Origin of the sequence: Streptomyces sp. NPDC101178 (assembly GCF_044767965.1) — a bacterium.
Classification (GTDB): domain Bacteria; phylum Actinomycetota; class Actinomycetes; order Streptomycetales; family Streptomycetaceae; genus Streptomyces.
On the sequence record NZ_JBIWOZ010000005.1, the window covers coordinates 298,075 to 322,709 of the forward strand.

24 protein-coding genes are annotated in these 24,635 nt (G+C 70.6%); 3 read left to right on the forward strand and 21 right to left on the reverse strand.

The window, feature by feature from the left end:
• Nucleotides 1–3: 3 nt before the first annotated feature.
• Genes nuoL through ACIRR8_RS17240 form a run of 12 tightly spaced genes read right to left on the reverse strand, consistent with a single transcriptional unit; the run spans nt 4 to nt 12,947 of the window.
• Complete coding sequence (gene nuoL, locus ACIRR8_RS17185) at nt 4–1,899, reverse strand: NADH-quinone oxidoreductase subunit L (protein WP_404064912.1); 1,896 nt, start codon at nt 1,897–1,899, stop codon at nt 4–6.
• Nucleotides 1,900–1,912: 13 nt separating this feature from the next.
• The gene (nuoK, locus tag ACIRR8_RS17190) at nt 1,913–2,212 is read right to left on the reverse strand and encodes an NADH-quinone oxidoreductase subunit NuoK (protein WP_031127582.1); all 300 of its coding nucleotides are present in this window, start codon (nt 2,210–2,212) and stop codon (nt 1,913–1,915) included.
• On the reverse strand, nt 2,209–3,078 hold the full coding sequence (locus tag ACIRR8_RS17195) for an NADH-quinone oxidoreductase subunit J (protein WP_404064915.1): 870 nt from the start codon (nt 3,076–3,078) through the stop codon (nt 2,209–2,211). Before ACIRR8_RS17195 ends, nuoK begins: the two co-directional genes overlap by 4 nt.
• The gene (nuoI, locus tag ACIRR8_RS17200) at nt 3,075–3,743 is read right to left on the reverse strand and encodes an NADH-quinone oxidoreductase subunit NuoI (RefSeq protein WP_404064917.1); all 669 of its coding nucleotides are present in this window, start codon (nt 3,741–3,743) and stop codon (nt 3,075–3,077) included. Before nuoI ends, ACIRR8_RS17195 begins: the two co-directional genes overlap by 4 nt.
• Nucleotides 3,736–5,136: an NADH-quinone oxidoreductase subunit NuoH gene (nuoH, locus tag ACIRR8_RS17205; RefSeq protein ID WP_404064919.1), complete on the reverse strand. Its 1,401-nt coding sequence runs from the start codon at nt 5,134–5,136 to the stop codon at nt 3,736–3,738. Before nuoH ends, nuoI begins: the two co-directional genes overlap by 8 nt.
• Nucleotides 5,136–7,646: an NADH-quinone oxidoreductase subunit G gene (locus ACIRR8_RS17210; RefSeq protein WP_404064921.1), complete on the reverse strand. Its 2,511-nt coding sequence runs from the start codon at nt 7,644–7,646 to the stop codon at nt 5,136–5,138. The genes nuoH and ACIRR8_RS17210 overlap by 1 nt, the downstream gene beginning before the upstream one ends.
• Nucleotides 7,643–9,025 carry an NADH-quinone oxidoreductase subunit NuoF gene (gene nuoF, locus ACIRR8_RS17215; RefSeq protein WP_404064924.1) on the reverse strand — a complete coding sequence of 461 codons (1,383 nt, stop codon included), beginning with the start codon at nt 9,023–9,025 and terminating at the stop codon, nt 7,643–7,645. Before nuoF ends, ACIRR8_RS17210 begins: the two co-directional genes overlap by 4 nt.
• Nucleotides 9,022–9,891 (reverse strand): NADH-quinone oxidoreductase subunit NuoE, encoded by an 870-nt coding sequence (gene nuoE, locus ACIRR8_RS17220; protein ID WP_404065521.1) that lies wholly within the window; start codon nt 9,889–9,891, stop codon nt 9,022–9,024. Before nuoE ends, nuoF begins: the two co-directional genes overlap by 4 nt.
• Before the next feature lie 26 nt (nt 9,892–9,917).
• Complete coding sequence (locus tag ACIRR8_RS17225) at nt 9,918–11,294, reverse strand: NADH-quinone oxidoreductase subunit D (protein WP_404064926.1); 1,377 nt, start codon at nt 11,292–11,294, stop codon at nt 9,918–9,920.
• Nucleotides 11,294–12,019 carry an NADH-quinone oxidoreductase subunit C gene (locus tag ACIRR8_RS17230; protein ID WP_404064928.1) on the reverse strand — a complete coding sequence of 242 codons (726 nt, stop codon included), beginning with the start codon at nt 12,017–12,019 and terminating at the stop codon, nt 11,294–11,296. The genes ACIRR8_RS17225 and ACIRR8_RS17230 overlap by 1 nt, the downstream gene beginning before the upstream one ends.
• On the reverse strand, nt 12,016–12,570 hold the full coding sequence (locus tag ACIRR8_RS17235; protein ID WP_018490715.1) for an NADH-quinone oxidoreductase subunit B family protein: 555 nt from the start codon (nt 12,568–12,570) through the stop codon (nt 12,016–12,018). The genes ACIRR8_RS17230 and ACIRR8_RS17235 overlap by 4 nt, the downstream gene beginning before the upstream one ends.
• 17 nt (nt 12,571–12,587) lie before the next feature.
• Complete coding sequence (locus ACIRR8_RS17240) at nt 12,588–12,947, reverse strand: NADH-quinone oxidoreductase subunit A (protein WP_404064931.1); 360 nt, start codon at nt 12,945–12,947, stop codon at nt 12,588–12,590.
• A gap of 760 nt (nt 12,948–13,707) precedes the next feature.
• Between ACIRR8_RS17240 and ACIRR8_RS17245 the strand changes: the two genes are divergently transcribed.
• Entirely contained in the window at nt 13,708–14,568 is an 861-nt protein-coding gene (locus tag ACIRR8_RS17245) for a C40 family peptidase (RefSeq protein WP_404064934.1), read from the forward strand.
• Nucleotides 14,569–14,668: 100 nt separating this feature from the next.
• On the opposite strand, the gene ACIRR8_RS17250 is transcribed toward ACIRR8_RS17245, so the two are convergent.
• From ACIRR8_RS17250 to ACIRR8_RS17260, 3 genes are all read right to left on the reverse strand, one after another.
• Nucleotides 14,669–15,850, reverse strand: a complete 1,182-nt coding sequence (locus ACIRR8_RS17250) for a Cmx/CmrA family chloramphenicol efflux MFS transporter (protein ID WP_404064937.1) — start codon at nt 15,848–15,850, stop codon at nt 14,669–14,671.
• A gap of 349 nt (nt 15,851–16,199) precedes the next feature.
• A complete protein-coding gene (locus tag ACIRR8_RS17255; RefSeq protein ID WP_404064940.1) occupies nt 16,200–16,427 on the reverse strand; it encodes a hypothetical protein in 228 nt (75 codons plus the stop codon).
• Nucleotides 16,428–16,666: 239 nt separating this feature from the next.
• Nucleotides 16,667–17,404 (reverse strand): metallophosphoesterase, encoded by a 738-nt coding sequence (locus ACIRR8_RS17260; protein WP_404064943.1) that lies wholly within the window; start codon nt 17,402–17,404, stop codon nt 16,667–16,669.
• 140 nt (nt 17,405–17,544) lie between these two features.
• Between ACIRR8_RS17260 and ACIRR8_RS17265 the strand changes: the two genes are divergently transcribed.
• Nucleotides 17,545–18,144 (forward strand): CGNR zinc finger domain-containing protein, encoded by a 600-nt coding sequence (locus ACIRR8_RS17265; RefSeq protein ID WP_404065524.1) that lies wholly within the window; start codon nt 17,545–17,547, stop codon nt 18,142–18,144.
• 17 nt (nt 18,145–18,161) lie between these two features.
• Here ACIRR8_RS17265 and ACIRR8_RS17270 read toward each other — a convergent pair whose 3' ends face one another.
• Nucleotides 18,162–19,445, reverse strand: a complete 1,284-nt coding sequence (locus ACIRR8_RS17270) for a geranylgeranyl reductase family protein (RefSeq protein WP_404064946.1) — start codon at nt 19,443–19,445, stop codon at nt 18,162–18,164.
• Between the two features lie 97 nt (nt 19,446–19,542).
• On the opposite strand from ACIRR8_RS17270, the gene ACIRR8_RS17275 reads away from it, so the two are divergent.
• Entirely contained in the window at nt 19,543–20,094 is a 552-nt protein-coding gene (locus tag ACIRR8_RS17275) for a GNAT family N-acetyltransferase (RefSeq protein ID WP_404064949.1), read from the forward strand.
• 15 nt (nt 20,095–20,109) lie between these two features.
• Here ACIRR8_RS17275 and ACIRR8_RS17280 read toward each other — a convergent pair whose 3' ends face one another.
• Genes ACIRR8_RS17280 through ACIRR8_RS17300 form a run of 5 tightly spaced genes read right to left on the reverse strand, consistent with a single transcriptional unit; the run spans nt 20,110 to nt 24,610 of the window.
• Entirely contained in the window at nt 20,110–20,802 is a 693-nt protein-coding gene (locus ACIRR8_RS17280; protein ID WP_404064951.1) for a demethylmenaquinone methyltransferase, read from the reverse strand.
• Nucleotides 20,803–20,832: 30 nt separating this feature from the next.
• The gene (locus tag ACIRR8_RS17285) at nt 20,833–21,759 is read right to left on the reverse strand and encodes a TauD/TfdA dioxygenase family protein (RefSeq protein ID WP_404064954.1); all 927 of its coding nucleotides are present in this window, start codon (nt 21,757–21,759) and stop codon (nt 20,833–20,835) included.
• 53 nt (nt 21,760–21,812) lie between these two features.
• On the reverse strand, nt 21,813–22,649 hold the full coding sequence (locus ACIRR8_RS17290; RefSeq protein ID WP_404064957.1) for an ABC transporter ATP-binding protein: 837 nt from the start codon (nt 22,647–22,649) through the stop codon (nt 21,813–21,815).
• A complete protein-coding gene (locus tag ACIRR8_RS17295; RefSeq protein WP_404064959.1) occupies nt 22,633–23,685 on the reverse strand; it encodes an ABC transporter substrate-binding protein in 1,053 nt (350 codons plus the stop codon). The genes ACIRR8_RS17290 and ACIRR8_RS17295 overlap by 17 nt, the downstream gene beginning before the upstream one ends.
• A 52-nt stretch (nt 23,686–23,737) precedes the next feature.
• On the reverse strand, nt 23,738–24,610 hold the full coding sequence (locus ACIRR8_RS17300; RefSeq protein WP_404064961.1) for an ABC transporter permease: 873 nt from the start codon (nt 24,608–24,610) through the stop codon (nt 23,738–23,740).
• Nucleotides 24,611–24,635: the final 25 nt, after the last annotated feature.

Consider the following 24,635-nt stretch of genomic DNA (forward strand, 5'->3'; position numbering starts at 1 on the left):
TGATCAGACCGCCCTCATCAGCAGGGTCGCGGCGATGACGATGGCCGCGCCGCCGAACATCGAGACCGCGTAGGAGCGGGCGTAGCCGTTCTGCAGCTTGCGCAGTCGGCCGGAGAGCCCGCCGACCGACGCGGCCGTGCCGTTGACGACGCCGTCGACCAGGGAGTGGTCGACGTAGACGAGCGAGCGGGTGAGGTGCTCGCCACCGCGGACCAGGACCACGTGGTTGAAGTCGTCCTGGAGCAGGTCGCGGCGGGCCGCCCGGGTGAGCAGCGAGCCGCGCGGGGCCACGACGGGCACCGGCTTGCGTCCGTACATCGTCCAGGCGATCGCGACGCCGATGAGCAGGGCCACGACGGTGGCTCCGGTGACGGTGGCCACGCTCAGCGGGGAGTGTCCGTGCTCGTAACCGGTGACCGGCTCCAGCCAGTTGACGAAGCGGTCACCGATGGCGAAGAAGCCACCGGCGAAGACCGATCCGACGGCCAGCACGATCATCGGGATCGTCATGGACTTCGGGGACTCGTGCGGGTGCGGCTCACGGCCCTCCGCGTCGGGCTGCCAGCGCTTCTCACCGAAGAAGGTCATCAGCATCACGCGCGTCATGTAGAACGCGGTGATCGCGGCGCCCAGCAGGGCGACCGAGCCGAGGATCCAGCCCTCGGTGCCGCCCTTGGCGAAGGCCGCCTCGATGATCTTGTCCTTGGAGAAGAAGCCGGAGAGGCCCGGGAAGCCGATGATGGCGAGATAGCCGAGGCCGAAGGTGATGAAGGTGACCGGCATGTACTTCCGCAGGCCGCCGTACTTGCGCATGTCGACCTCGTCGTTCATGCCGTGCATCACCGAACCGGCTCCCAGGAAGAGCCCGGCCTTGAAGAAGCCGTGCGTCACCAGGTGCATGATCGCGAAGGCGTACCCGATCGGACCGAGGCCCGCGGCGAGGATCATGTAGCCGATCTGCGACATCGTGGAGCCGGCGAGCGCCTTCTTGATGTCGTCCTTGGCGCAACCGACGATCGCACCGAAGATCAGCGTCACCGCACCGACGATGGCGACGACCAGCTGGGCGTCCGGGGCGCCGTTGAAGATGGCGCCGGAGCGGACGATGAGATAGACGCCGGCGGTGACCATGGTCGCGGCGTGGATGAGGGCGGAGACCGGGGTCGGGCCCTCCATCGCGTCACCGAGCCAGGACTGCAGGGGCACCTGGGCCGACTTGCCGCAGGCGGCGAGCAGCAGCATCAGGCCGATCGCCGTCAGCTTGCCCTCGCTCGTCTCACCGGTCGCCTCCAGCACCGGCCCGAAGGCGAAGGTGCCGAAGGTGGTGAACATCAGCATGATCGCGATCGAAAGACCGACGTCACCGACGCGGTTGACCAGGAACGCCTTCTTCGCGGCGGTGGCCGCGCTGGGCTTGTGCTGCCAGAAGCCGATGAGCAGGTACGACGCCAGACCGACGCCCTCCCACCCGACGTACAGCAGCAGGTAGTTGTCGGCGATGACCAGGATCAGCATCGCCGCGAGGAACAGGTTGAGATAGCCGAAGAAGCGGCGCCTGCGCTCGTCGTGCTCCATGTAGCCGATGGAGTAGATGTGGATCAGCGTGCCCACACCGGTGATGAGCAGGACGAACGTCATCGACAGCTGGTCCAGCTGGAAGGCGATGTCGGCCTGGAAGCCCTCCACCGGAATCCAGCTGAACAGGTGCTGGTGCAGGGCCCGGTCCTCGGCGCCCTTCCCCAGCATGTCGGCGAAGAGGACGACGCCGACGACGAACGAGGCGGCGGCGAGCGCGGTGCCGAGCCAGTGCCCGGCCTTGTCCAGCCGTCGGCCGCCGCAGAGCAGGACCGCCGCTCCGAGCAGGGGCGCCGCGACGAGCAGCGCGATCAGGTTCTCCACGATTCCGGTCCCCTTACAGCTTCATCAGGCTGGCGTCGTCGACCGAGGCCGAGTGGCGGGAGCGGAACAACGACACGATGATCGCGAGCCCGACGACGACTTCCGCGGCGGCGACGACCATCACGAAGAAGGCGACGATCTGTCCGTCGAGGTTTCCGTGCATCCGGGAGAACGTGACGAGCGCCAGGTTGCACGCGTTGAGCATCAGCTCGATGCACATGAAGAGCACGATCACGTTCCGCCGGATCAGCACCCCGGAGGCGCCGATCGCGAACAGCAGGGCCGCGAGGTAGAGATAGTTGACCGGGTTCACTTGGCGGCCTCCGAATTCTCCGCCGCGGAGGCGGGGTTCGCCCCGCGTGCCACGGCGTCCGCGTCCTCACGTCCGAGCCGCTCGCCGGAGCGCTGCTCCAGGGCCTTGAGATCGGCGAGGGCCTCCTGGGAGACATCGCGGATCTGGCCCCGGTCGCGCAGCGTCTTCATGACGGTGAGGTCGGACGGGGTGCCGTCGGGCAGCAGGCCGGCGATGTCCACCGCGTTGTGCCGGGCGTAGACACCGGGGGCGGGCAGCGGCGGGAGGTGCTTGCCCTCGCGCACCCGCTGCTCGGCCATCTCCCGCTGGGTCTTGGCCCGTTCGGTGCGCTCGCGGTGCGTGAGCACCATCGCTCCGACGGTCGCGGTGATCAGCAGGGCGCCGGTGATCTCGAAGGCGAAGACGTACTTGGTGAAGATGAGGTTGGCGAGGCCCTCCACGTTTCCGCCGTGCAGGGCGTTGGCGGCGCCGAGCCCGTTGAAGGTGGACAGCGACGCGTTGCCGATGCCCGCGATCAGCAGGATGCCGAAGCCGAGCCCGCAGCCGAGAGCCAGCCAGCGCTGGCCCTTGAGGGTCTCCTTGAGGGAGTCCGCCGCGGTGACGCCGACGAGCATGACGACGAAGAGGAACAGCATCATGATCGCGCCGGTGTAGACGATGATCTGGACGATGCCGAGGAAATAGGCGCCGTTGGCGAGGTAGAAGACGGCCAGGACGACCATCGTCCCGGCGAGTGCCAGCGCGCTGTGCACGGACTTCTTCAGCAGGATCGTGGCCAGCGCGCCGATCACGGCGACGGTGCCCAGGATCCAGAACTGGACGGCCTCACCGGTCGAGGTGGTGGAGGCCGCGGCGATCACGTTCATGCTCCGGCCCCCTTGCCCTGCTGAGCGGCGGACTCGTCGGACTTCTGCTCGCCCTTGGAGAGCGCCGGCTGCACCACCGTGCCGGGAGCGGCCTCGGTGACCAGGCCCCGGTAGTAGTCCTGTTCGTCCATGCCCGGGAAGATCGCGTGCGGGCTGTCGACCATGCCTTCCTCCAGCCCCGCGAGCAGCTCGTCCTTGGTGTAGATGAGGCTCTCGCGGGTGGTGTTGGCGAGCTCGAACTCGTTCGTCATCGTCAGCGCCCGGGTGGGGCAGGCCTCGATGCAGAGTCCGCAGAGGATGCAGCGCGCGTAGTTGATCTGGTAGACGCGGCCGTAGCGCTCGCCCGGGGAGTAGCGCTCCTCCTCGGTGTTGTCCGCGCCCTCCACGTAGATGGCGTCCGCCGGACACGCCCAGGCGCACAGCTCGCAGCCGACGCACTTCTCCAGGCCGTCCGGGTGGCGGTTGAGCTGGTGGCGGCCGTGGAAGCGGGGTGCCGTCACCTTCGGCGTCTCGGGATACTGCTCGGTCAGCCGCTTCTTGAACATGGCCTTGAAGGTCACGCCGAAGCCGGCCACGGGGTTCTGGAACTTCTCCCCCGCCGCTCCCGATTCGCCCGAGGACCCAGCGGATCCCGATGAGCCCGTGAGCTCTGGTTTCTCAGACACCGCCGGCCTCCTTTCCGTCACTCGCGTTTCCGTCACTCTGAGTATCGGGCCCACCACTGACAACGAGCTCCCGCTCGCGCCTCGGTACGCGCCTGGGCACCGGCGGCAGGGTCTGGCCGGGCAGCGGTGGCACCGGGAACCCGCCCGCCATCGGGTCGAACGCGGGCTCCGGTCCGGCCTCCGCCTCCTGGGCCCTGACCCTGCGGTCCCGGAACATGTCCACGACCAGGGAGATCAGCAGGATGGCGAGCACCGTCCCGCCGACGTACAGCACGATCCGGGAGAAGTCGTAGCCCTCGTTCCGCAGCGCGCGGACGGTGGCGACGAGCATCAGCCAGCCGACCGAGACCGGGATCAGGACCTTCCAGCCGAGCTTCATCAGCTGGTCGTAGCGGACGCGTGGCAGCGTGCCGCGCAGCCAGATGAAGAAGAAGATCAGCGCCTGGAGCTTCAGGAAGAACCAGAGCATCGGCCACCAGCCGTGGTTCGCCCCCTCCCAGAACGCGGAGATCGGGTACGGGGCCCGCCAGCCGCCGAGGAACAGCGTCACCGCGATCATCGACACGGTCACCATGTGGATGTACTCGGCGAGCATGAACATCGCGAACTTGATGGAGCTGTACTCGGTGTTGAAGCCGCCGACCAGGTCGCCTTCGGACTCCGGCATGTCGAACGGGGCCCGGCTGGCCTCCCCGACCATCGTCACCATGTAGATGAGGAAGGACATCGGCAGCAGGATGATGTACCACCGGTCGCCCTGCGCCTCCACGATCGTCGAGGTCGACATCGACCCGGAGTAGAGGAAGACCGAGGCGAACGCGGCGCCCATGGCGATCTCGTACGAAATCATCTGGGCGCACGAACGGATCCCGCCGAGCAGCGGGTACGTCGAGCCGGAGGACCAGCCGCCGAGGACGAATCCGTACACGCCGACCGCGCCGACCGCGAGGATGTACAGCGCGGCGATCGGCAGGTCGGTGAGCTGCATCGTCGTACGGGTGCCGAAGATCGAGACCTCGTTGCCCGCCGGGCCGAACGGGATGACCGCGACCGCCATGAAGGCGGGGATCGCCGCGAGGATCGGCGCGAGGACGTAGACCGCCTTGTCCGCCCGCTTGACGATGACGTCTTCCTTCAGCATCAGCTTGACGCCGTCGGCGAGCGACTGGAGCAGCCCCCAGGGGCCGTGCCGGTTGGGGCCGATGCGCAGCTGCATCCAGGCGACGACCTTGCGCTCCCACACGATGGAGAAGAGCACGATCAGCATCAGGAACGCGAAGCAGAAGACCGCCTTGACCAGCACCAGCCACCAGGGGTCGGTGCCGAACATCGAGAGGTCCTCGGCGGCGATGACGGCGCGCTCGGGCGCCGTGGTGAGTGCGGTGAGGCCCATCACGCTCGTACCTCCGACGGTTCTACGGGAGCGCCCGGTACGGCGGCGGGGCCGATCCGGACCAGGCCACCGGAGTTGGCGCCGGTGTCGGCGGGGATGCCGCGTCCCACCGAGTTCAGCGGCACCCAGACCACGCGGTCCGGCATGTCGGTGACCTGGAGCGGGAGTTCGACGGTGCCGGTGGGGCCGGTGACGGCGAGCAGGTCGCCGTCCTTGACGCCGGACTCGGCAGCGGTGGTGGCGGAGAGCCGGGCGAGTACCGCGTGCCGGGTTCCGGCGAGCGCGGTGTCGCCCTCCTGGAGCCGGCCGAGGTCGAGCAGCATCCGGTGGCCCGCGAGGACCGCCTCGCCGTCGCCGGGCCGGGGCAGCGGCTGCGCCGGTTCGCGCGGGTCGTCCGCGTGGCCGCCCTCCCAGCCGCCGAGCCGGTCCAGCTCGCGGCGGGCGGCGGTCAGGTCCGGCAGCGCGAAGTGCACGTCCATGGCGTCGGCCAGCATGTGCAGGACACGGGAGTCGACCGGCGAGAGCGTACGGGGCATCTGCTCCGGCTTCAGCGCCGCCTGGAACATCCGGACCCGGCCCTCCCAGTTGAGGAAGGTGCCGGACTTCTCCGCGACGGCGGCGACCGGGAAGACCACGTCGGCCCGGGCGGTCACCTCGCTCGGCCGCAGCTCCAGCGAGACCAGGAACCCGACCTCGTCCAGGGCCTTCAGCGCCCGCGCCGGGTCCGGCAGGTCCTCCACGCCGACACCGGCGACGAGCAGCGCGCCCAGCTCGCCGGTGGCCGCGGCCTCGATGATCTGGCCGGTGTCACGGCCGTGGCGGGTGGGCAGTTCGGCGACGCGCCAGACGGCGGCCACCTCGTCCCGGGCCCGCGGGTCGGTGGCCGGGCGGCCGCCGGGGAGCAGGGTGGGGAGCGCGCCCGCCTCCACCGCGCCCCGGTCGCCCGCCCGGCGCGGAATCCACACCAGGCGTGCGCCGGTCGCGGTGGCGGTACGAATAGCAGCGGAAAGTGCGCCGGGCACACCCGCGAGCCGCTCGCCGACGATGATCAGCGAGTGCTCACCGCGCAACGCCTCGGCGGCGGCAGCCCCTTCGGCCTCCAGGCCGACCCCGCCCGCGAGCGCGTCCAGCCACTCGGTCTCGGTGCCGGGGGCGGCGGGCAGCAGCGTGCCGCCCGCCTTCACCAGGCCGCGCGTGGCGTGCGAGGCGAGGGCGAAGGTCCGCTGGCCGCTCTTGCGGTGGGCCTTGCGGAGCCGGAGGAAGACGCCGGGGGCCTCCTCCTCGGACTCGAACCCGACGAGCAGGACCGCGGGGGCCTTCTCCAGCGCGGTGTACGTGACGCCCTCGCCGTCCAGGTCCCGGCCGCGTCCGGCGACGCGGGCGGCCAGGAAGTCGGCCTCCTCGGCGCTGTGGACCCGGGAGCGGAAGTCGATGTCGTTGGTGTCGAGGGCGACCCGGGCGAACTTGCTGTACGCGTAGGAGTCCTCGACGGTCAGCCGGCCGCCGGTCAGGACGCCGGTACGGCCCCGGGCGGCGAGGAGTCCGGCCGCCGCGACCTCCAGCGCCTCGGGCCAGCTCGCCGGCTCCAGGACGCCGTCGGCGTTGCGGACCAGCGGGGTGGTGAGGCGGTCGCGCTGCTGGGCGTAGCGGAAGCCGAACCTCCCCTTGTCGCAGATCCACTCCTCGTTGACCTCGGGCTCGTTGGCCGCGAGGCGCCGCATGACCTTGCCGCGCCGGTGGTCGGTGCGCATCCCGCAGCCGCCGGAGCACTGCTCGCACACCGAGGGGGTGGAGACCAGGTCGAAGGGGCGGGAGCGGAAGCGGTACGCCGCCGAGGTCAGCGCGCCGACCGGGCAGATCTGGATGGTGTTGCCGGAGAAGTACGACTCGAAGGGGTCGCCCTCGCCGGTGCCGACCTGCTGGAGGGCGCCGCGCTCGATCAGCTCGATCATCGGGTCGCCCGCCACCTGGTTGGAGAACCGGGTGCAGCGCGCGCAGAGCACGCACCGCTCGCGGTCCAGCAGCACCTGGGTGGAGATCGGGACGGGCTTCTCGAAGGTCCGCTTCTTGCCGTCGAAGCGGGAGTCGGCGTCGCCGTGCGACATCGCCTGGTTCTGCAACGGGCACTCGCCGCCCTTGTCGCAGACCGGGCAGTCCAGCGGATGGTTGATCAGCAGCAGCTCCATCACGCCCTTCTGCGCCTTCTCGGCGACAGGGGAGGTGATCTGCGACTTGACGACCATGCCGTCGGTGCAGGTGATGGTGCAGGAGGCCATCGGCTTGCGCTGGCCCTCCACCTCGACGATGCACTGCCGGCAGGCGCCGGCCGGGTCGAGGAGTGGATGGTCGCAGAAGCGCGGGATCTCGATGCCGAGGAGTTCGGCGGCGCGGATGACCAGGGTCCCCTTGGGGACGCTGATCTCGATGCCGTCGATGGTCAGCGTGACCAGGTCCTCGGGCGGGATGGCCGCCTCGCCGCCCCCGGAGGGCGCACTCGTGGTGACTGTCATGCGTTCACCCCCCGGTGAGCGTTCTTGCCGTCGGTGTTCTTGTCGTCGGCCCAGGCCGTGGATTTCGCCGGGTCGAAGGGGCAGCCCTGGCCCGTGATGTGCTGTTCGTACTCCTCGCGGAAGTACTTGAGCGAGGAGAAGATCGGTGAGGCGGCGCCGTCGCCGAGCGCGCAGAACGACTTGCCGTTGATGTTGTCGGCGATGTCGTTCAGCTTGTCCAGGTCGGCCATCTGGCCCTTGCCCGCCTCGATGTCGCGGAGCAACTGGACCAGCCAGTAGGTCCCTTCGCGGCACGGCGTGCACTTTCCGCAGGACTCGTGGGCGTAGAACTCGGTCCAGCGGGTGACGGCCCGCACCACGCAGGTCGTCTCGTCGAAGCACTGGAGCGCCTTGGTGCCGAGCATGGACCCGGCGGCGCCGACGCCCTCGTAGTCGAGGGGGACGTCGAGGTGCTCGTCGGTGAACATCGGGGTGGAGGAGCCGCCGGGGGTCCAGAACTTGAGGCGGTGACCGGCCCGCATCCCGCCGCTCATGTCGAGGAGCTGACGGAGCGTGATGCCGAGCGGGGCCTCGTACTGGCCGGGGCTGGCGGCATGGCCGCTGAGCGAGTAGAGCGTGAAGCCCGGGGACTTCTCGCTGCCCATCGACTTGAACCAGTCCTTGCCCCGGTTCAGGATCGCGGGAACCGAGGCGATGGACTCGACGTTGTTCACCACAGTGGGGCAGGCGTACAGACCGGCGACCGCGGGGAAGGGAGGTCGCAGCCGGGGCTGGCCACGCCGTCCTTCGAGAGAGTCGAGCAGCGCGGTTTCCTCACCACAGATGTACGCGCCGGCACCTGCGTGCACCGTGAGTTCCAGATCGAGCCCTGAGCCCAGGACGTTCGTCCCTAGATAACCCGCCTCGTACGCCTCTCGTACGGCCTCGTGCAGTCGTCGCAGCACGGGGACGACCTCACCGCGCAGGTAGATGAACGCGTGCGACGAACGGATCGCGTAACAGGCGATCACGATGCCCTCGATGAGGCTATGCGGGTTCGCGAAGAGGAGCGGGATGTCCTTACAGGTCCCCGGCTCCGACTCGTCGGCGTTGACAACTAGATAGTGCGGTTTTCCATCGCCCTGCGGGATGAACTGCCACTTCATCCCGGTGGGGAAGCCGGCGCCGCCTCGTCCGCGCAGACCGGAGTCCTTGACGTACGCGATGAGGTCGTCGGGGTCCATGGCCAGGGCCTTGCGCAGCCCCTCGTACCCCTCGTGGCGGCGGTAGGTCTCCAGGGTCCAGGACTCGGGCTGGTCCCAGAAGGAGGAGAGGACGGGTGCGAGCAGCTTCTCGGGGCTCGTCCCGTTGTGGTCGATCTCGGCGGCCAAGGTCATCACTCCCCCTCCTCGGCTGCGGGCCCGGCCGGGTGCTCCGGGTCGGAGGCCGAGGTCTGCTGCGGTGCGTCGTGCGAGCTGAGGCGCTCGGTCGGCGACGGATCATGGACCTGTGCGTCGTGCGGCTGCCCGTCCTGCGACGGTGCGTCCTCGCGCTGCCCGCCCCCAGGCTGTCCGTCGCGCGGGGCGACGACCCGGGCCTTCGGCAGGGCCTCGCCCCTGGCGAGCTTGAGCCCGATCAGGGAGGCCGGGCCGGCGCCGCCGGTGGCCTCGACGGCACCGGGGCGCTCGTCGGGGAAGCCGGCCAGGATGCGGGCGGTCTCCTTGTACGAGCAGAGCGGGGCGCCCCGGGTGGGCTCGACGGTCCGCCCGGCGATCAGGTCGTCGACGAGCTGCGTGGCGCTCTCGGGCGTCTGGTTGTCGAAGAACTCCCAGTTCACCATCACGACGGGTGCGAAGTCGCAGGCCGCGTTGCACTCGATGTGTTCGAGGGTGACCTTGCCGTCCTCGGTCGTCTCGTTGTTGCCGACGCCGAGGTGCTCCTTGAGCGTGTCGAAGATGGCGTCGCCGCCCATGACCGCGCACAGGGTGTTGGTGCAGACCCCTACCTGGTAATCACCGCTGGGCTTGCGGCGGTACATGGAGTAGAAGGTGGCGACGGCCGTGACCTCGGCGGTGGTGAGGCCGAGGGTCTCGGCGCAGAAGGCCATCCCCGTACGGGAGACGTATCCCTCCTCGGACTGGACGAGGTGGAGCAGCGGCAGCAGTGCGGAGCGGCTCCCCGGGTAGCGGGCGATCACCTCCTTCGCGTCCGCGTCGAGCCGGGCGCGCACGTCGGCCGGGTAGGCGGGGGCGGGGAGCTGCGGCATCCCCAGACTGACCTCTTGGTTTGCGGTCACCGGTCGACGCCTCCCATCACGGGGTCGATGGACGCGACGGCGACGATCACGTCGGCGACCTGGCCGCCTTCGCACATCGCCGCCATGGCTTGCAGATTGGTGAAGGACGGGTCGCGGAAGTGGACCCGGTAGGGGCGGGTTCCACCGTCGGAGACGACGTGCACGCCGAGTTCGCCCTTGGGGGACTCGACGGCGGTGTACGCCTGCCCGGCGGGGACCCGGAAGCCTTCGGTCACCAGCTTGAAGTGGTGGATGAGGGCTTCCATGGAGGTGCCCATGATGTTCCTGATGTGGTCGAGCGAGTTGCCGAGTCCGTCCGGACCGAGGGCGAGCTGAGCGGGCCAGGCGATCTTCTTGTCCGCGACCATGACCGGGCCCGGCTCCAGACGCTCCAGGCACTGCTCGATGATCCGGAGCGACTCGCGCATCTCGTCCATGCGGATCAGGAAGCGTCCGTAGGAGTCGCAGGTGTCGGTGGTCGGCACCTCGAAGTCGTAGGTCTCGTAGCCGCAGTAGGGGTCGCTCTTGCGCAGGTCGTGCGGGAGCCCGGCGGAGCGCAGGACCGGGCCGGTGGCGCCGAGCGCCATGCAGCCGGTGAGGTCGAGGTAGCCGACGTCCTTCATGCGGGCCTTGAAGATGGGGTTGCCGGTGGCGAGCTTGTCGTACTCCGGCAGGTTCTTCTTCATGGTCTTGATGAACTCGCGCAGCGCGTCGACCGCGCCCGGGGGCAGGTCCTGGGCGAGGCCGCCGGGTCGGACGAACGCGTGGTTCATCCGGAGGCCGGTGATCAGCTCGAAGAGGTCGAGGACCAGTTCACGGTCGCGGAAGCCGTAGATCATGATCGTGGTCGCGCCCAGCTCCATACCGCCGGTGGCGATGCAGACCAGATGCGAGGAGATCCGGTTGAGCTCCATCAGGAGCACGCGCAGGACCGTGGCCCGGTCGGGGATCTGGTCCTCGATACCGAGGAGCTTCTCGACGCCCAGGCAGTACGCCGTCTCGTTGAAGAACGGCGTCAGGTAGTCCATGCGCGTGACGAACGTGGTGCCCTGGGTCCAGCTGCGGAATTCGAGGTTCTTCTCGATGCCGGTGTGGAGGTAGCCGATGCCGCAGCGGGCTTCGGTGACGGTCTCGCCGTCGATCTCCAGGATCAGCCGCAGCACGCCGTGCGTGGACGGGTGCTGGGGGCCCATGTTGACGATGATGCGCTCGTCGTCGGACTTGGCGGCGGATTCGACGACCTCGTCCCAGTCGCCGCCGGTGACTGTATATACAGTCCCCTCGGTCGTGGCGCGGGCATCCGAGAGGGGCGTCCCGGAGGGACCCGACGAGGGGTGGTGGCCGGGAGACGGGTGGGCGTGGGGAGTGGTCATCAGGAGTACGACCTCCGCTGGTCCGGAGCCGGGATCTGGGCGCCCTTGTACTCGACGGCGATGCCGCCGAGCGGGTAGTCCTTGCGCTGCGGGAAGCCCTGCCAGTCGTCCGGCATCATGATCCGGGTCAGGGCCGGGTGCCCGTCGAAGACGATGCCGAAGAAGTCGTACGCCTCGCGCTCGTGCCAGTCGTTGGTCGGGTAGACCTCGACGAGGGACGGGATGTGCGGGTCGCTGTCCGGGGCGGAGACCTCCAGCCGGATGATCCGGCCGTGGGTGAGGGACCGCAGGTGGTAGACGGCGTGCAGCTCGCGGCCCTTGTCCCCGAGGAAGTGGACGCCGCTGACGCCCGTACAGAGCTCGAAGCGCAGGGCGGCATCGTCGCGCAGGGTGCGGGCGACCTGGACCAGGTGCTCGCGGGCGATGTGGAAGGTCAGCTCGTCGCGGTCGACGACGGTGCGCTCGATGGCGTTCCCGGGGAGCAGGTCCTGCTCCTCCAGGGCCCCTTCGAGCTCGTCGGCCACCTCGTCGAACCACCCGCCGTACGGCCGGGAGGAGGCTCCCGGCAGGGTGATCGTGCGGATGAGGCCGCCGTAACCGGAGGTGTCGCCGCCGTTGTTGGCGCCGAACATCCCCTTGCGTACGCGGATGACCTCGCCGCCGGTGTCGCGCGGGGCGGGTACGGAGCTGCCGTTCCGCTCCTCGCCGTGGGTGTCGTCGCTCACCGCAGGAGCCCCTTCATCTCGATCAGGGGCAGCGCCTTGAGGGCCGCTTCCTCCGCCTCACGGGCGGCTTCCTCCGCGTTGACCCCGAGCTTGCCGTCCTGGATCTTCTGGTGGAGCTTCAGGATGGCGTCCAGCAGCATTTCGGGACGCGGCGGGCATCCCGGCAGATAGATATCGACCGGGACGATGTGGTCAACACCTTGCACAATGGCGTAATTGTTGAACATTCCGCCTGATGATGCGCAAACCCCCATGGAGATGACCCACTTGGGGTTCGGCATCTGGTCGTAGACCTGGCGCAGGACAGGCGCCATCTTCTGGCTCACCCGCCCCGCGACGATCATCAGGTCCGCCTGGCGCGGCGATCCGCGGAAGACCTCCATCCCGAACCGGGCCAGGTCGTAGCGGCCCGCGCCGGTCGTCATCATCTCGATGGCGCAGCAGGCGAGGCCGAACGTGGCCGGGAAGACGGAGGACTTCCGCACCCAGCCGGCGGCCTGCTCGACCGTTGTCAGCACAAAGCCGCTAGGCAGCTTCTCTTCGAGTCCCATATGTGCCCCTCAGCCCCTCAGTCCCATTCCAGGCCGCCGCGACGCCAGACATACGCATAGGCGACGAAGACGGTGAGCACGAAGAGCAGCATCTCCACGAGCCCGAAGATCCCCAGGGCGTCGAAGGAGACCGCCCAGGGATAGAGGAAGATGATCTCGATGTCGAAGACGATGAAAAGCATCGCCGTCAGGTAGTACTTGATGGGGAAGCGGCCGCCTCCGGCCGGTGTCGGCGTGGGTTCGATACCGCACTCGTACGCTTCGAGCTTTGCCCGGTTGTACCGCTTGGGGCCGATAAGCGTGGCCATGACCACGGAGAAGATCGCAAACCCTGCCCCGAGGGCGCCGAGCACGAGGATGGGCGCGTAGGCATTCACGCTCCTCGCTCCTTCCAGTCGTCCTTGACCGTTGGACCGCATCGGGCAACCGGCTCGCCACCTCACCAAGATCGTGCACATGTGAGGCAGTTCACAAGCCCGACTGCCCCGCATCCTATGCCCGTCGCCCTGTGATCTGCGACACGGGGTACGTCACCGTCTTTGTGATCTCCACCACCTGACGAAGGATCATGAAGTCGTATGAGCGGTGATCTTCGTACGCGAAGCGGTGAAGTGATCACGAGACGTGACATTCAGCGGCGTTACCGCTGGTCAAAGACGTGCGGCGGTATCAATGGACAGCCATTACAAGCAAATTGGCGATGGACGGCAACGGAGTGATAAGGGCGCCGCCCGCCCTCCCCCGCGCGAGGGCGGGCATCGACCGAGGAGGGTGCGTGCACGCGTTCACGAAGTTCCCGGGCTCGCGCGTGAGCTTCCCCGGCTCACGCGCGAGCGACCACTCGGTCGCGTGCGCGAGGGTTGCCTGTCGCCGGCTCCCCACGCTGTGACCTGCACCACCCGGTCTGCCAGGCGGGAGAACCGGGCTTGGCCATCGGTGTGAACGGATGGTAAGCGGCGGGCAATTCGGGCGTATTATCGAAAGGCTGAGATCACGACCCTGATCACCCATGCCCGTTTTGCCCGTTACGGCGTCAATAAAGGCGTACGGAAAGCGGATTCGAAGATTCCGAACGTAACTGTGTCGCAACACACGTTTCTTGATGGGACCCCTACAGCCCTGATAGCGCTAGTACCCATGTCCCACACCGCTCACATACCCAGCCACCGGAAGCCCCGCCAGCGCGCCTCGAAGTCGGCGCTGCGAGCCGGAGTTGCCGGTGGCGTCCTCAGCACCATCGCGGTCGCGGGTGCCGCGGGTCCGGCCCAGGCCGAACCGGTGACCCAGACGATCGAGATGCCCACCATCACCTCCGGGCTCTCCACGGCCGTCGCCGCTTCCGCTCAGGCCACGCAGCAGGTCGCCCTCGACCTGGAGGCGCAGGCCCAGGAGGACGCCGCGGCCGAGAGCGCCGCGAAGAAGGCCAAGAAGGCCAAGGCCGAGGCCGTCCGCGAGGCAGAGGCCAAGAAGAAGGCCGAAGCCGCCGCCAAGGCCCGCGCCGAGGCAGAGGCCAAGGAGCGGGCCGAGCGCGCCTCCCGCACCGCCGAGCGCACGACACTCAGCGCCCCCTCCAGCTCCTCCTCGGGCAGCTCGGCCTCCGCGTCGGCCCCCTCGTCCGCCCCGTCCTCCTCGTCGAACGCCACGGGCTCCGCGGCGGCCATCGTCGCGTTCGCCAAGGCCCAGGTCGGCGACGCGTACGTCTCCGGCGGCACCGGCCCCAACGCGTGGGACTGCTCGGGCCTGGTCCAGGCCGCGTACCGCACGGTGGGCATCGACCTCCCGCGTGTCTCGCAGTCCCAGTCGACCGCCGGCACCCAGGTCTCCCTGGACAACCTCCAGCCGGGCGACATCCTGTACTGGGGCGGCGCGGGCAGCGCGTACCACGTCGCGATCTACGTGGGCGACGGCCAGTTCGTCGGCGCGCAGAACTCCAGCACCGGTACGGTGCAGCGCTCCATGGACTACGACCGGCCCTCCGGCGCGGTCCGCGTTCTCTGATTCACAAGCGGTCCGGGTACACCGGATCGCGCACGGCTGAGGGCCGCCACTCCCCCGCTCGGGAGTGGCGGCCCTCAGCCGTGGTCGCGCCGCATGGGTGTCATCCCGTCACCCGTACGCGGGACATCGCGACGGCCGCCCGCCGCGCCCCCGCCACCACCAGGGCCACCCCCACCAGCGCGGCGCTGACCCAGACCGGCGCCCGGTGGCCGAGCCCCGCGTCCAGAGCCAGGCCGCCCGCCCACGGGCCCACCGCCGCCCCCAGGTTGAACACGCTCGTGGCCGAGGCCCCCGCGAGCGTCGGGGCTCCGGCGGCCAGTGCGAGGAGCCGGGTGATCAGGGTCGTGCCCGTACCGAAGGCGAGCAGGCCGAGCAGCGGGATCAGGACGAGGACGGCGGCCGGACGGCCCGCCGTCAGGGCCAGGGTGCTCCAGCCGAGGGCCAGGGCGACCAGGCCGTACGTGAGGAAGGCCGTGGGCCGCCGCTCGGCGTACCGCCCCACCACGGTGACGCCGAGGAACGCCCCCGCCCCGAAGAGCGCGAGCGCGGCGGGGACCCAGGCGGCGCCGAGGCCGGCCGTGCGGGTGAGGAGCGGTTCCAGGTAGGAGAACGCGCAGAAGGTGGCGCCCTGGACCAGGGCCATCGTGAGCAGGGTGGGGCGGAGGCGGGAGCCGGTGAGGACGCGGAGTTCGTCCCGCACGGGTACGGACGCGGGGCCCCGGTCACCCCGTACGCCGCCCGGAATCGACCGCAGGATCGCGACGAACGCCGGCAGCGAGACCAGCGCGACCGCCCAGAACGCCGCCCGCCACCCCCACCGCTCCCCCAGCACCGCTCCGGCCGGTACGCCGACGACGCAGGCGATCGTCACCCCGCCGACCACCACGGCGGTGGCCCGGCCCTTCAGCCGGGCGGGGACCATCGACACCGCCGCGGTGAGGGCGACCGCCCAGAAGCCCGCGTTGGCGAGGGCTCCGACGAACCGGGTGGCGAGGAGGACTCCGTAACTCGGGGTCAGGGCACCCGCGATGTGGGCGGCGACGAACACCGCGAGGAAGAACAGCAGGGCGCGCCGCCGGGGCCAGGCGCGGCTGAACAGGGCCATGACGGGCGCGCCGAGGACCATGCCGACGGCGAAGGCGGAGGTGAGGAGGCCGGCGGCGGCGAGAGAGACACCGAGGTCGGCGGCGATGGACGAGACGAGCCCGGAGAGCATGAACTCGGAGGTGCCCTGGGCGAAGACCGCGAGCCCGAGGACGTAGACAGCGATGGGAAGTGGCATGGGTGGCAGACCCCTTGACGGAAGCGTCGGTGGACAGACGAACCGAGGTGCGGGGGATGCGGGCCGCGCGGGGCCGCCGGAGGACCGGCGGGGCGACGCGGAGGAGTGCCCGGGCCCGGTCTCGGCGGCCCGGGGCACGAACCCGGCGTACGGCGCGGTGCGTCAGCGCGTACGCGGGGTGGGAACGGCCCGTCCCCGCGGTGATCCGGCGGGGGTGGTGCCGTGGCGAGGGCGGCCGGTGACCCGTGAGGTCATCCGGCGACGCTCAGCGGCAGTTCGCCCACCGGCGCACCGGTGGGCGGAGTCTGTCGGACTCGGGGCTGCTCATGGAGGGGAGACTACCTGCCCGTCAGCGGCGGCGCTGGCGGCGGTTTCCCCGCTCCGGCTCGCGCGCGGAGGTGGTGGGCACGGGCAGCGCGTCGTACGCGGCGTCCAGCTCCTCTTCGTCCTCGTCGGAGGAGGTCAGGCTCACGGCGAAGAGGGGCTCCAGGAAGAGGCCGTGGTGCTGGGGCGGGGTGATGGCCTTGGCGCCCGGTTCCGGGCGTGCGGACTTCCGGGGCAGGGAGGCGGTCGTCATGGCTGTCTGTCCTTGGGTCGAGCAGCGCTGTATCGGCTTGTCCCCCTTACCCCGTCCATCTGCGTTCGATGTCACGTGGGGCGGGGAAGAGCGTCGTACGCGCCGCGTGCCGCAGCTCAGGGCGAGGGCGGGACACCAGCCGGTCCGGGGCTGCCGATGACCGGGGGTGGCGCGCAAATCATCGCACACGATCACGTGGAGAGTCGGGGATTAGGCCCCCGCCCGGGCCCGGCCGGGGCTCAGAGCACCACGCGGAAGTGCGTCGTCAGGCGCCGGTCCTCGCCCAGGACGTGGAACGCGAGGCCCGGGGGCTGGTCGCGGTCGGCCGGCCGGTCCCCCTCCCAGGGCATGCGCAGGGTCCACGTCACGGCGGGCCCGACGATGAGCGGACGGTCGGCGAAGGTGGAGGCGGCGGCCGTGTGGGCGTGTCCGGTGAGGACGGCGACGACCCGCGGGTGGGCGTCCAGGAGGGCGGCGAGGCGCTCCGGCTCCTCCAGCCGCCCGGCGTCGGGCAGCGGGTGGTGGAGCTCGACGGGCGGCTGGTGGAAGGCGATCAGCGCGGGGCCGCCGTCCGGGAGCGCGCCGAGGGTGGTGTCGATCCAGCCGAGGGTCTCCGCGTCGAGGCGGCCCTCGTCGCGGCCGGGGATGGTGGAGTCGCACATGAGGATCGCGGTTCCGGCGATGTGGTGGACCCGGTTGACGGGCGTGGCGGCCGGCGCCTCGCCGAGGAACGCCTTGCGGTAGGCGGGGCGCGCGTCGTGGTTGCCGGGGCAGGCCAGGACGGGGAAGGGCGCGGTCAGGATGCGGGCCGCCTCCTCGTACTCCGCCTCCGTCGCGTGGTCGGCGATGTCTCCGGTGACCAGCAGGGCGTCGACCGGGCGGGGCAGGGCCCGCAGGTACTCCATGACGCGGGTCGCCCTGCGGGTCGCGCGTTCACTGCCGTCCAGGTGCAGATCGCTGATCTGAGCGAGCAACATGTCGGACCATCCCGTGCCTAATGTTAGCTATCAACTTTGCCGTTAGGACTCTAGGGTGGGGAGCGGACAGAGTTCAAGAGGCCGTGGACGACCGGCCGAGGGCGGCGAAGGGGGCGAGGGCGGTGACACAGCGGCCCGTCATGGAGCTGGCGAGCACCATCCGCCACGACGGGGACGGTGGCGTCGCCGACGACCTGGAGACGGTCCGGGGGACGACGCGGTGGATCCAGCAGCAGACCGGGCTGCCGGGCGCCGGGGAGCTCGTCGCCGACGAGGAGCTCCGGGAGCGGGTCGTCGACGTACGGCGGGCCGTGCGGGCCCTGTTCGCGCGGGTGGTCAGCCCGGCCGCGCCCAGCCCGGCGGACGCCCACCGCCTGATGCCGGCCGACGAGGCACTGGAGCGCCTCAACGCGGCCGCCGCCCAGGAACTCGTCGCCCCGCAGCTGGAGTGGCCCGCCGAAGAGGCCCCCACGGCCCGGCTGTCGTCGGCCGAGGACGATCCGCGCGTACGGCTGGTCGCGGCGCTCGCGCGCGATGCCGTGGACTTCCTGAGCGGTCCGGAGCGCGAACAGCTACGGGCCTGCCACGCGCCGCGCTGCGTCCGGTACTTCATCAAGAGCCACGGCCGCCAGGAGTGGTGCAAGCCGTCCTGCGGCAACCGGGCCCGGGTGGCCCGCCACTACGAGCGCACGCGGGGCGCGACGACGGGCGGGAGCCCGCCGCCGCACTGTGAGCCGTAAGTGGTGAGCCGTGGGCCTCAGGCCTTCGGGGCCACCTTCGACAGCCCGTTGATGATGCGGTCCATCGCGTCGCCGCCCTGTGGGTCGGTCAGGTTGGCCAGCATCTTCAGCGTGAACTTCATCAGCAGCGGGTGGGTCAGGCCGCGCTGCGTGGCGACCTTCATGACCTTCGGGTTGCCGATGAGCTTCACGAAGGCGCGGCCCATCGTGTAGTAGCCGCCGTAGGTCTCCTTGAGCACCTTCGGGTAGTTGTTCAGGGCCAGTTCGCGCTGGGCCGGGGTGGCGCGGGCGTGCGCCTGGACGATGACGTCGGCCGCGATCTGGCCGGACTCCATGGCGTACGCGATGCCTTCGCCGTTGAACGGGTTGACCATGCCGCCCGCGTCGCCGACGAGGAGGAGGCCCTTGGTGTAGTGCGGCTGGCGGTTGAAGGCCATCGGGAGGGCGGCGCCCCGGATGGGCATCGTCATGTTCTCCGGGGTGTAGCCCCACTCCTCGGGCATCGAGGCGCACCAGGCCTTGAGCACCTCGCGCCAGTCCAGCTCCTTGAAGGCGGAGGAGGAGTTGAGGATGCCGAGGCCCACGTTGGAGGTGCCGTCGCCCATGCCGAAGATCCAGCCGTAGCCGGGGAGCAGCCGGTCCTCGGCGCCGCGGCGGTCCCACAGCTCCAGCCAGGACTCCAGGTAGTCGTCGTCGTGGCGGGGCGAGGTGAAGTACGTACGGACGGCCACGCCCATCGGGCGGTCCTCGCGGCGGTGCAGGCCCATCGCCAGGGAGAGGCGCGTGGAGTTGCCGTCGGCGGCGACCACCAGCGGGGCGTGGAAGGTGAGCGGGGTCTTCTCCTCGCCGACCTTCGCCTCGACGCCGGTGATGCGGCCGGTGCGCTCGTCGCGGATCGGGGCGCCGACGTTGCAGCGCTCGTACAGCCGGGCGCCGGCCTTCTGCGCCTGGCGGGCCAGCTGCTCGTCGAAGTCGTCGCGCTTGCGGACCAGTCCGTAGTCCGGGTAGGAGGCGAGTTCCGGCCAGTCCAGCTGGAGCCGGACGCCGCCGCCGATGATGCGCAGGCCCTTGTTGCGCAGCCAGCCGGCCTCCTCGGAGATGTCGATCCCCATGGAGACGAGCTGTTTCGTGGCGCGCGGCGTGAGGCCGTCGCCGCACACCTTCTCGCGCGGGAACGCCGTCTTTTCCAGCAGCAGGACGTCGAGTCCGGCCTTGGCGAGGTAGTACGCGGTCGTGGAGCCGGCTGGGCCCGCTCCGACGACGATGACGTCCGCGCTGTGCTCGGAGAGGGGCTCGGTCACGGTCGGATCTCCCGAAGACTCGAATTCGCGTGCCGCGCGGCACATGTCCCGTGCAGTCTATGGGGGCCTGCTGAACAACCCTCCGAAGGGCTCCCTCATGTCGATAGCACCTGTTCCGCCGCCCACCGCTCCGACTCCGTCCCCGGCTCCGGCCCCCGCCGTACGCCTGCGCGTCCCGACCGACGAGGACGCGCTGATCTGGCACCGGGTCTTCGACGACCCCGAGGTGATGGAGTTCTTCGGCGGCCGCAGAGCGGACTTCTCCGTGTACGAGGAGCTCACCGCCCGTCAGCGCCGCCATGACGCGGAGCTCGGCTACTGCCTGTGGACCGTCACCGACGAGGACGGCACCGTGCTCGGCTTCACCGGCGCGCAGCCGTGGCCGCACTCCCACTACGGGCCGGTCGGCGCCATCGAGATCGGCTGGCGGCTGGCACGTACGGCCTGGGGCCGCGGTTACGCCACCGTCGCCGCCCGCACCACGCTGGAGCGGCTGCGGGCGGCCGGGGTGCCGGACGTCGTCGCGATGATCGACTCCCGTAACGCCCGGTCCATCGCGGTGGCGGAACGGCTCGGGATGCGGCTCGCGGAGACCTTCACCACCCCGCGCCCCGGACAGGAGGCGCGCTGCTACCGGCTGGAGCTGTGAAGCGGTTTTGACGGCTCAGGCGCGGGTGGCCCGGTGCAGGGCCACCACGCCGCCGGTGAGGTTGCGCCACGCCACCTTCGACCAGCCCGCCTTCTGAAGGAGTGCGGCGAGGCCGGGCTGGTCGGGCCAGGCGCGGATGGACTCGGCGAGATAGACGTACGCGTCCGGGTTGGAGGAGACCGCGCGGGCCGTCGGCGGCAGCGCGCGCATCAGGTACTCGGTGTAGACCGTGCGGAACGGGGCCCAGGTCGGCTGCGAGAACTCGCAGATCACGACCCGGCCGCCCGGCTTCGTCACCCGGTACAGCTCGCGCAGCGCCGTCTCGGTGTCGTGGATGTTGCGCAGCCCGAAGGAGATCGTGACGGTGTCGAAGACCTCGTCCTTGAACGGCAGCTTCATCCCGTCACCGGCCGTGAACGGCATCCACGGGTGGCGGCGCTTGCCGACCTCCAGCATGCCGAGCGAGAAGTCGCAGGGCACGACGTAGGCGCCGGCCTGCGCGAAGGGCTGCGAGGAGGTCGCGGTGCCGGCCGCCAGGTCGAGGATCTTCTGCGCGGGGCGGGCGTCGACCGCCGCCGCGACCGCCTTGCGCCACTGCCGGGCCTGGCCCAGCGAGATCACGTCGTTGGTCAGGTCGTAGTTGGCCGCCACTCCGTCGAACATCGAGGCGACTTCGTGCGGCTGCTTGTCCAGGGAGGCTCGGGTCACCTCTCCATTCAAGCAGCCGCGCCTCCGGGATCAGTGAGGGCGGTCGCCCGCGATCGCCACGCGCTCCGCGACCCGGCGGTGCGGGGCGTAGTCGTTGACGGCGTAGTGCTGGGTGGCCCGGTTGTCCCAGAACGCGACATCGCCCGCCCGCCAGCTGTACCGGACCTGGAACTCCGGCGCGTGCGCCTGCTGGAACAGCAGCCGCAGCAGCCGGTCGCTCTCCTCCTGCGCGAACCCCACGATCCGGGTGGTGAAGGACGCGTTCACGAAGATCGTCCGGCGGCCGGTCACCGGGTGGCGCCGCACCACCGGGTGCTCGACCGGCGGGAACCGGTCCTGGTGCGGAGCCAGCCGCTCCGGCGGGTAGAACCGGGAGAACCCGGGGATGAAGTCGTGCACCGCCCGCGCCCCCTCGATGCGCTCCTTCACCTCCTCGGGCAGGTTGTCGTACGCCGCCGCCATGTCCGCCCACATCGTGTCCCCGCCCACCGGCGGCACCTCGCGGAGCTGGAGGACCGCGCCGAGCGCCGGGCGCTCGCGGAAGGTGACGTCGGCGTGCCAGACGTTCTCGAAGGTGGGGACGGCCGAGCGGTCCAGGCGGGCCACCTCCGGGTCGTCGCCGGTGGCGAGCAGCGGGTTGGTCTCCAGCTCGCCCCAGTGCCCGGCGAAGGCCCGCTGCTGGTGGGAGGTGAGGTGCTGCTCCCGGAAGAACAGCACCTTCCACTCCAGCAGCGCCCGGTCCAGCTCTCCCCTCAGCCCGGGGCCGAGCGGCCGGGACAGGTCGACGCCGTGGATCTCCGCGCCGATGACCGGGCCGCGCGGCACCAGCTCGAAGAGCTCGTACGGCCGGTCCGTCCAGCCCTCCGGGACGCGGCGCAGGGTGCGCGGACCCTCGTAGAGGCCGCCGGCGGGGATGCGGTGGTCGCGGAGGGCGGGGGGTGCGGTGGTGGTGGTCATGGTTCCTCCAGGAGGTGCGGTACGTCGGTACGGAGGTGCGGTACGTCGGTACGTCAGCGGGCCGCGTCGCGTACCGCCGTACCGATCTCGGCGCGCAGCGCGGCGTACTGCGGCAGCCCGCGCAGCTCGTCGGGGCCCGTGCCGGTGCGCGGCAGGCCGATCGGGATGTCCAGCGCGACCCGGCCCGGCCGTGCGCTGAGCACGACCGTGCGGGTGCCGAGGAAGACCGCCTCGTCCACGCTGTGGGTGACGAAGACGGATGTGGTCCCGGTCTCGGCGGAGACCGTGCGCAGGTCCTCCTGGAGCCGCTCCCGGGTCAGCGCGTCGAGCGCGGCGAACGGTTCGTCGAGCAGCAGCAGCCGCTTGCCGCCCGCCAGCGCGCGGGCGATGGCCACCCGCTGCTGCTGGCCGCCGGAGATCTGCCAGATGCGGCGGCCGGCGGTGTCGGCGAGGCCCACGCGCTCCAGCAACTCTGCCGTGCGCTCGGCCCGTTCGGCCCGGGGCACACCCGCGTACTTCAGCGCCAGGCCGACGTTGTCGCCGACCGTGCGCCAGGGGAAGAGGCGGGGCTGCTGGAAGACGATGCCCGTCTGGTTGCCGGGCTCGGGCTGCTCGCCGAACACCTCGACCTCGCCCGAGGAGGCCCGCTCGAAGCCCGCGATGAGGCGGAGGAGGGTGCTCTTGCCGCAGCCGGAGGGGCCGACGAGGACCAGGAACTCCCCGGCCGGGATCTCCAGGGAGACCGGCCCGAGAGCCGTCACGCCGTCCGTGCCCCGGCTGCCGCCGTAGCTGTGCTCGACGCCGCGTACGGAGACGACGGCGGCGGCATCGCGTTCCCGGGGAACCTTCGCGGCGTCCGGAGCCTGGTCCGTGTCAGGGAGAGACGGCATCGGTGAGCCCTTCCACGTGGATGGACTTCCGCAGCTTCTCCAGGTTGGGCGCCGCGTCGATCTGCTTCTGGTCGACCAGGAACTGCGCCGCGCTGTGCAGGTTGTCCGCGAGACCGCCGACCTTGCCGGGCGTGCCGAGCCACTTGGCGTCGGCCTGTTCGGCCGGCTTGAGGAAGATGCCCTGCTGGAGCTGGGCGCCCGCCTCGGCCGGGCTGATGCCGAGCTGTTTGCCGACGGCGGCGGAGGCCGCGTCCGGGTCGTCGTGGATCAGGTCGAGCGCCTGCGCCTGTGCCGTGCGCCAGGCGGGCAGTACGTCGGGGTGGGCCTTGAGGAAGCCGGTGGAGGCGACACCGAGGTCGAGGGTCGGCTTGCCGGCGGCGGCCAGTTCACGGCTGGAGACCAGCACCTTGCCGGTCTTCTTCAGCTCCTCCAGCGTCGGCAGCCAGACGTACGTGGCGTCGATGTCGCCGCGTGTCCAGGCGGCCAGGATGTCCTGCGGCTCCAGGTCGAGCAGCTGCACCTTCGACGCGTCCACCCCGGCCTGGTCGAGCGCGGCGAGCAGGCTGTAGTGCGAGGTGGAGCTGAACGGGGTGGCGACCTTCTTGCCCTCCAGGTCCTTGACGGAGGAGACCTTGGAGCCGTTACGGGCGACGAGCGCCTCGTTCTCCCCGGCCACGTCGAGCACCCAGGTGACCTCGTACGGGATGTTCAGCGGCTCGGAGAGCCCTCGGGCGACCGGGCTGGAGCCGATGGCCGCGAGGTCCACGGAACCGGCCACGAAGGCGGTGTTGATGCTGGCGCCCGAGTCGAACTTCGTCCACTTGATGTCGTAGCCCGGCAGCGCCTTCTCCAGCCAGCCCTTCTCCTTGACGATCAGGTCGCCGCTGGGAAAGGCCTGGTAGGCGATGCGTATCGTCTTGCCGCCGGCCTTGCCCTCGTCGCCGGAACCGCCCTCACCGCAGGCCGTCACCACCAGCAGGGCTCCGAGTGCCGCGGCGATCGAGGAGAGGCGGAGCCAACCGCGTGTTCCGGCCATGTGTGTTTCCTTCGTACGGGAGGGGATGAGAGGGAAGGGAGAGCGTGGGGGCCTACGCATGGCGTCGCCACGGGGCGAGCCGGTCCGACAGCACCCGCAGCCCGGCGTCGATGAGCAGGCCGGAGATGCCGATGGCGAAGAGGCCGAGGACGACCGTGTCCGACTGGTTGTAGCGCTGGGCGTCCCGGATCAGGCCGCCGATGCCCGGCAGCCCGTTGACCGTCTCGGCGGCGACCACCGAGGAGTACGCGATGCCGAAGGCGAGGCGGACGCCGACGAGGATCTCGGGCAGCGCGGAGGGCAGCACGACCGACGTCACGACCTGCCCGCGCCTGGCCCCGATCGCCCGGGCCGCCTCGACCAGCGCGGTCGGGGCGGACGCCACGGCGGAGGCGGTGGCCACGGCGACCGGCGGCATGGCGGCGATGGCGAGGAGCCAGAGCTTGGGCGCCTCGTCGATGCCGAACCAGATGATCAGCAGGCTGAAGTAGGCGAGCGGCGGCAGGGTGCGCAGGAACGCCACGGCGGGCTCCAGCACCACCCGTACCCACGGCAGCGTCCCCATCAGCACACCGACGGCGAGTCCCGCGACCACGCCCGCACCGGCTCCGATGAAGATGCGGCGCAGGCTGATGCCGAGGTGCTCGATCAGGGTGTGGCCCTGGTAGCCGCGCACGCCGTCGTGCGTACCGGAGGTCTCCAGCAGCGCACGCCACACGGCGGCGGGCGAGGGGACCAGCACCGGTGACCAGAGCTGGAGCACGATCACCAGCTGCCAGAGCGCGAGGAGCGCGGCGAGGGCGACGAGGCGGAGCCCGACGCGGCGCAGGCGCGCACCGCGCTCCGGCCGCCGGCTTCCGGCGGGCGCCGGGGCAGGGGCGGGGGCGTCGGCGGCCCGTTTCCGTACGGAAGTGGGCGTGGTCATGGAGGGCTCCGGGGACAAGGGCAGG

What these genes read in the sequence shown, in the direction of transcription:
- ACIRR8_RS17235 (WP_018490715.1), bottom strand. Translation starts at nt 12,570, where the DNA reads ATGGGACTCGAAGAGAAGCTGCCTAGCGGCTTTGTGCTGACAACGGTC.
- ACIRR8_RS17250 (WP_404064937.1), bottom strand. Translation starts at nt 15,850, where the DNA reads ATGCCACTTCCCATCGCTGTCTACGTCCTCGGGCTCGCGGTCTTCGCC.
- ACIRR8_RS17275 (WP_404064949.1), top strand. Translation starts at nt 19,543, where the DNA reads ATGTCGATAGCACCTGTTCCGCCGCCCACCGCTCCGACTCCGTCCCCG.
- ACIRR8_RS17260 (WP_404064943.1), bottom strand. Translation starts at nt 17,404, where the DNA reads ATGTTGCTCGCTCAGATCAGCGATCTGCACCTGGACGGCAGTGAACGC.
- ACIRR8_RS17300 (WP_404064961.1), bottom strand. Translation starts at nt 24,610, where the DNA reads ATGACCACGCCCACTTCCGTACGGAAACGGGCCGCCGACGCCCCCGCC.
- ACIRR8_RS17265 (WP_404065524.1), top strand. Translation starts at nt 17,545, where the DNA reads ATGGAGCTGGCGAGCACCATCCGCCACGACGGGGACGGTGGCGTCGCC.
- ACIRR8_RS17245 (WP_404064934.1), top strand. Translation starts at nt 13,708, where the DNA reads ATGTCCCACACCGCTCACATACCCAGCCACCGGAAGCCCCGCCAGCGC.
- ACIRR8_RS17225 (WP_404064926.1), bottom strand. Translation starts at nt 11,294, where the DNA reads ATGACCACTCCCCACGCCCACCCGTCTCCCGGCCACCACCCCTCGTCG.
- nuoH (WP_404064919.1), bottom strand. Translation starts at nt 5,136, where the DNA reads ATGGGCCTCACCGCACTCACCACGGCGCCCGAGCGCGCCGTCATCGCC.
- ACIRR8_RS17290 (WP_404064957.1), bottom strand. Translation starts at nt 22,649, where the DNA reads ATGCCGTCTCTCCCTGACACGGACCAGGCTCCGGACGCCGCGAAGGTT.
- ACIRR8_RS17210 (WP_404064921.1), bottom strand. Translation starts at nt 7,646, where the DNA reads ATGACAGTCACCACGAGTGCGCCCTCCGGGGGCGGCGAGGCGGCCATC.
- nuoE (WP_404065521.1), bottom strand. Translation starts at nt 9,891, where the DNA reads ATGCCGCAGCTCCCCGCCCCCGCCTACCCGGCCGACGTGCGCGCCCGG.
- ACIRR8_RS17255 (WP_404064940.1), bottom strand. Translation starts at nt 16,427, where the DNA reads ATGACGACCGCCTCCCTGCCCCGGAAGTCCGCACGCCCGGAACCGGGC.
- ACIRR8_RS17195 (WP_404064915.1), bottom strand. Translation starts at nt 3,078, where the DNA reads ATGAACGTGATCGCCGCGGCCTCCACCACCTCGACCGGTGAGGCCGTC.
- ACIRR8_RS17295 (WP_404064959.1), bottom strand. Translation starts at nt 23,685, where the DNA reads ATGGCCGGAACACGCGGTTGGCTCCGCCTCTCCTCGATCGCCGCGGCA.
- ACIRR8_RS17285 (WP_404064954.1), bottom strand. Translation starts at nt 21,759, where the DNA reads ATGACCACCACCACCGCACCCCCCGCCCTCCGCGACCACCGCATCCCC.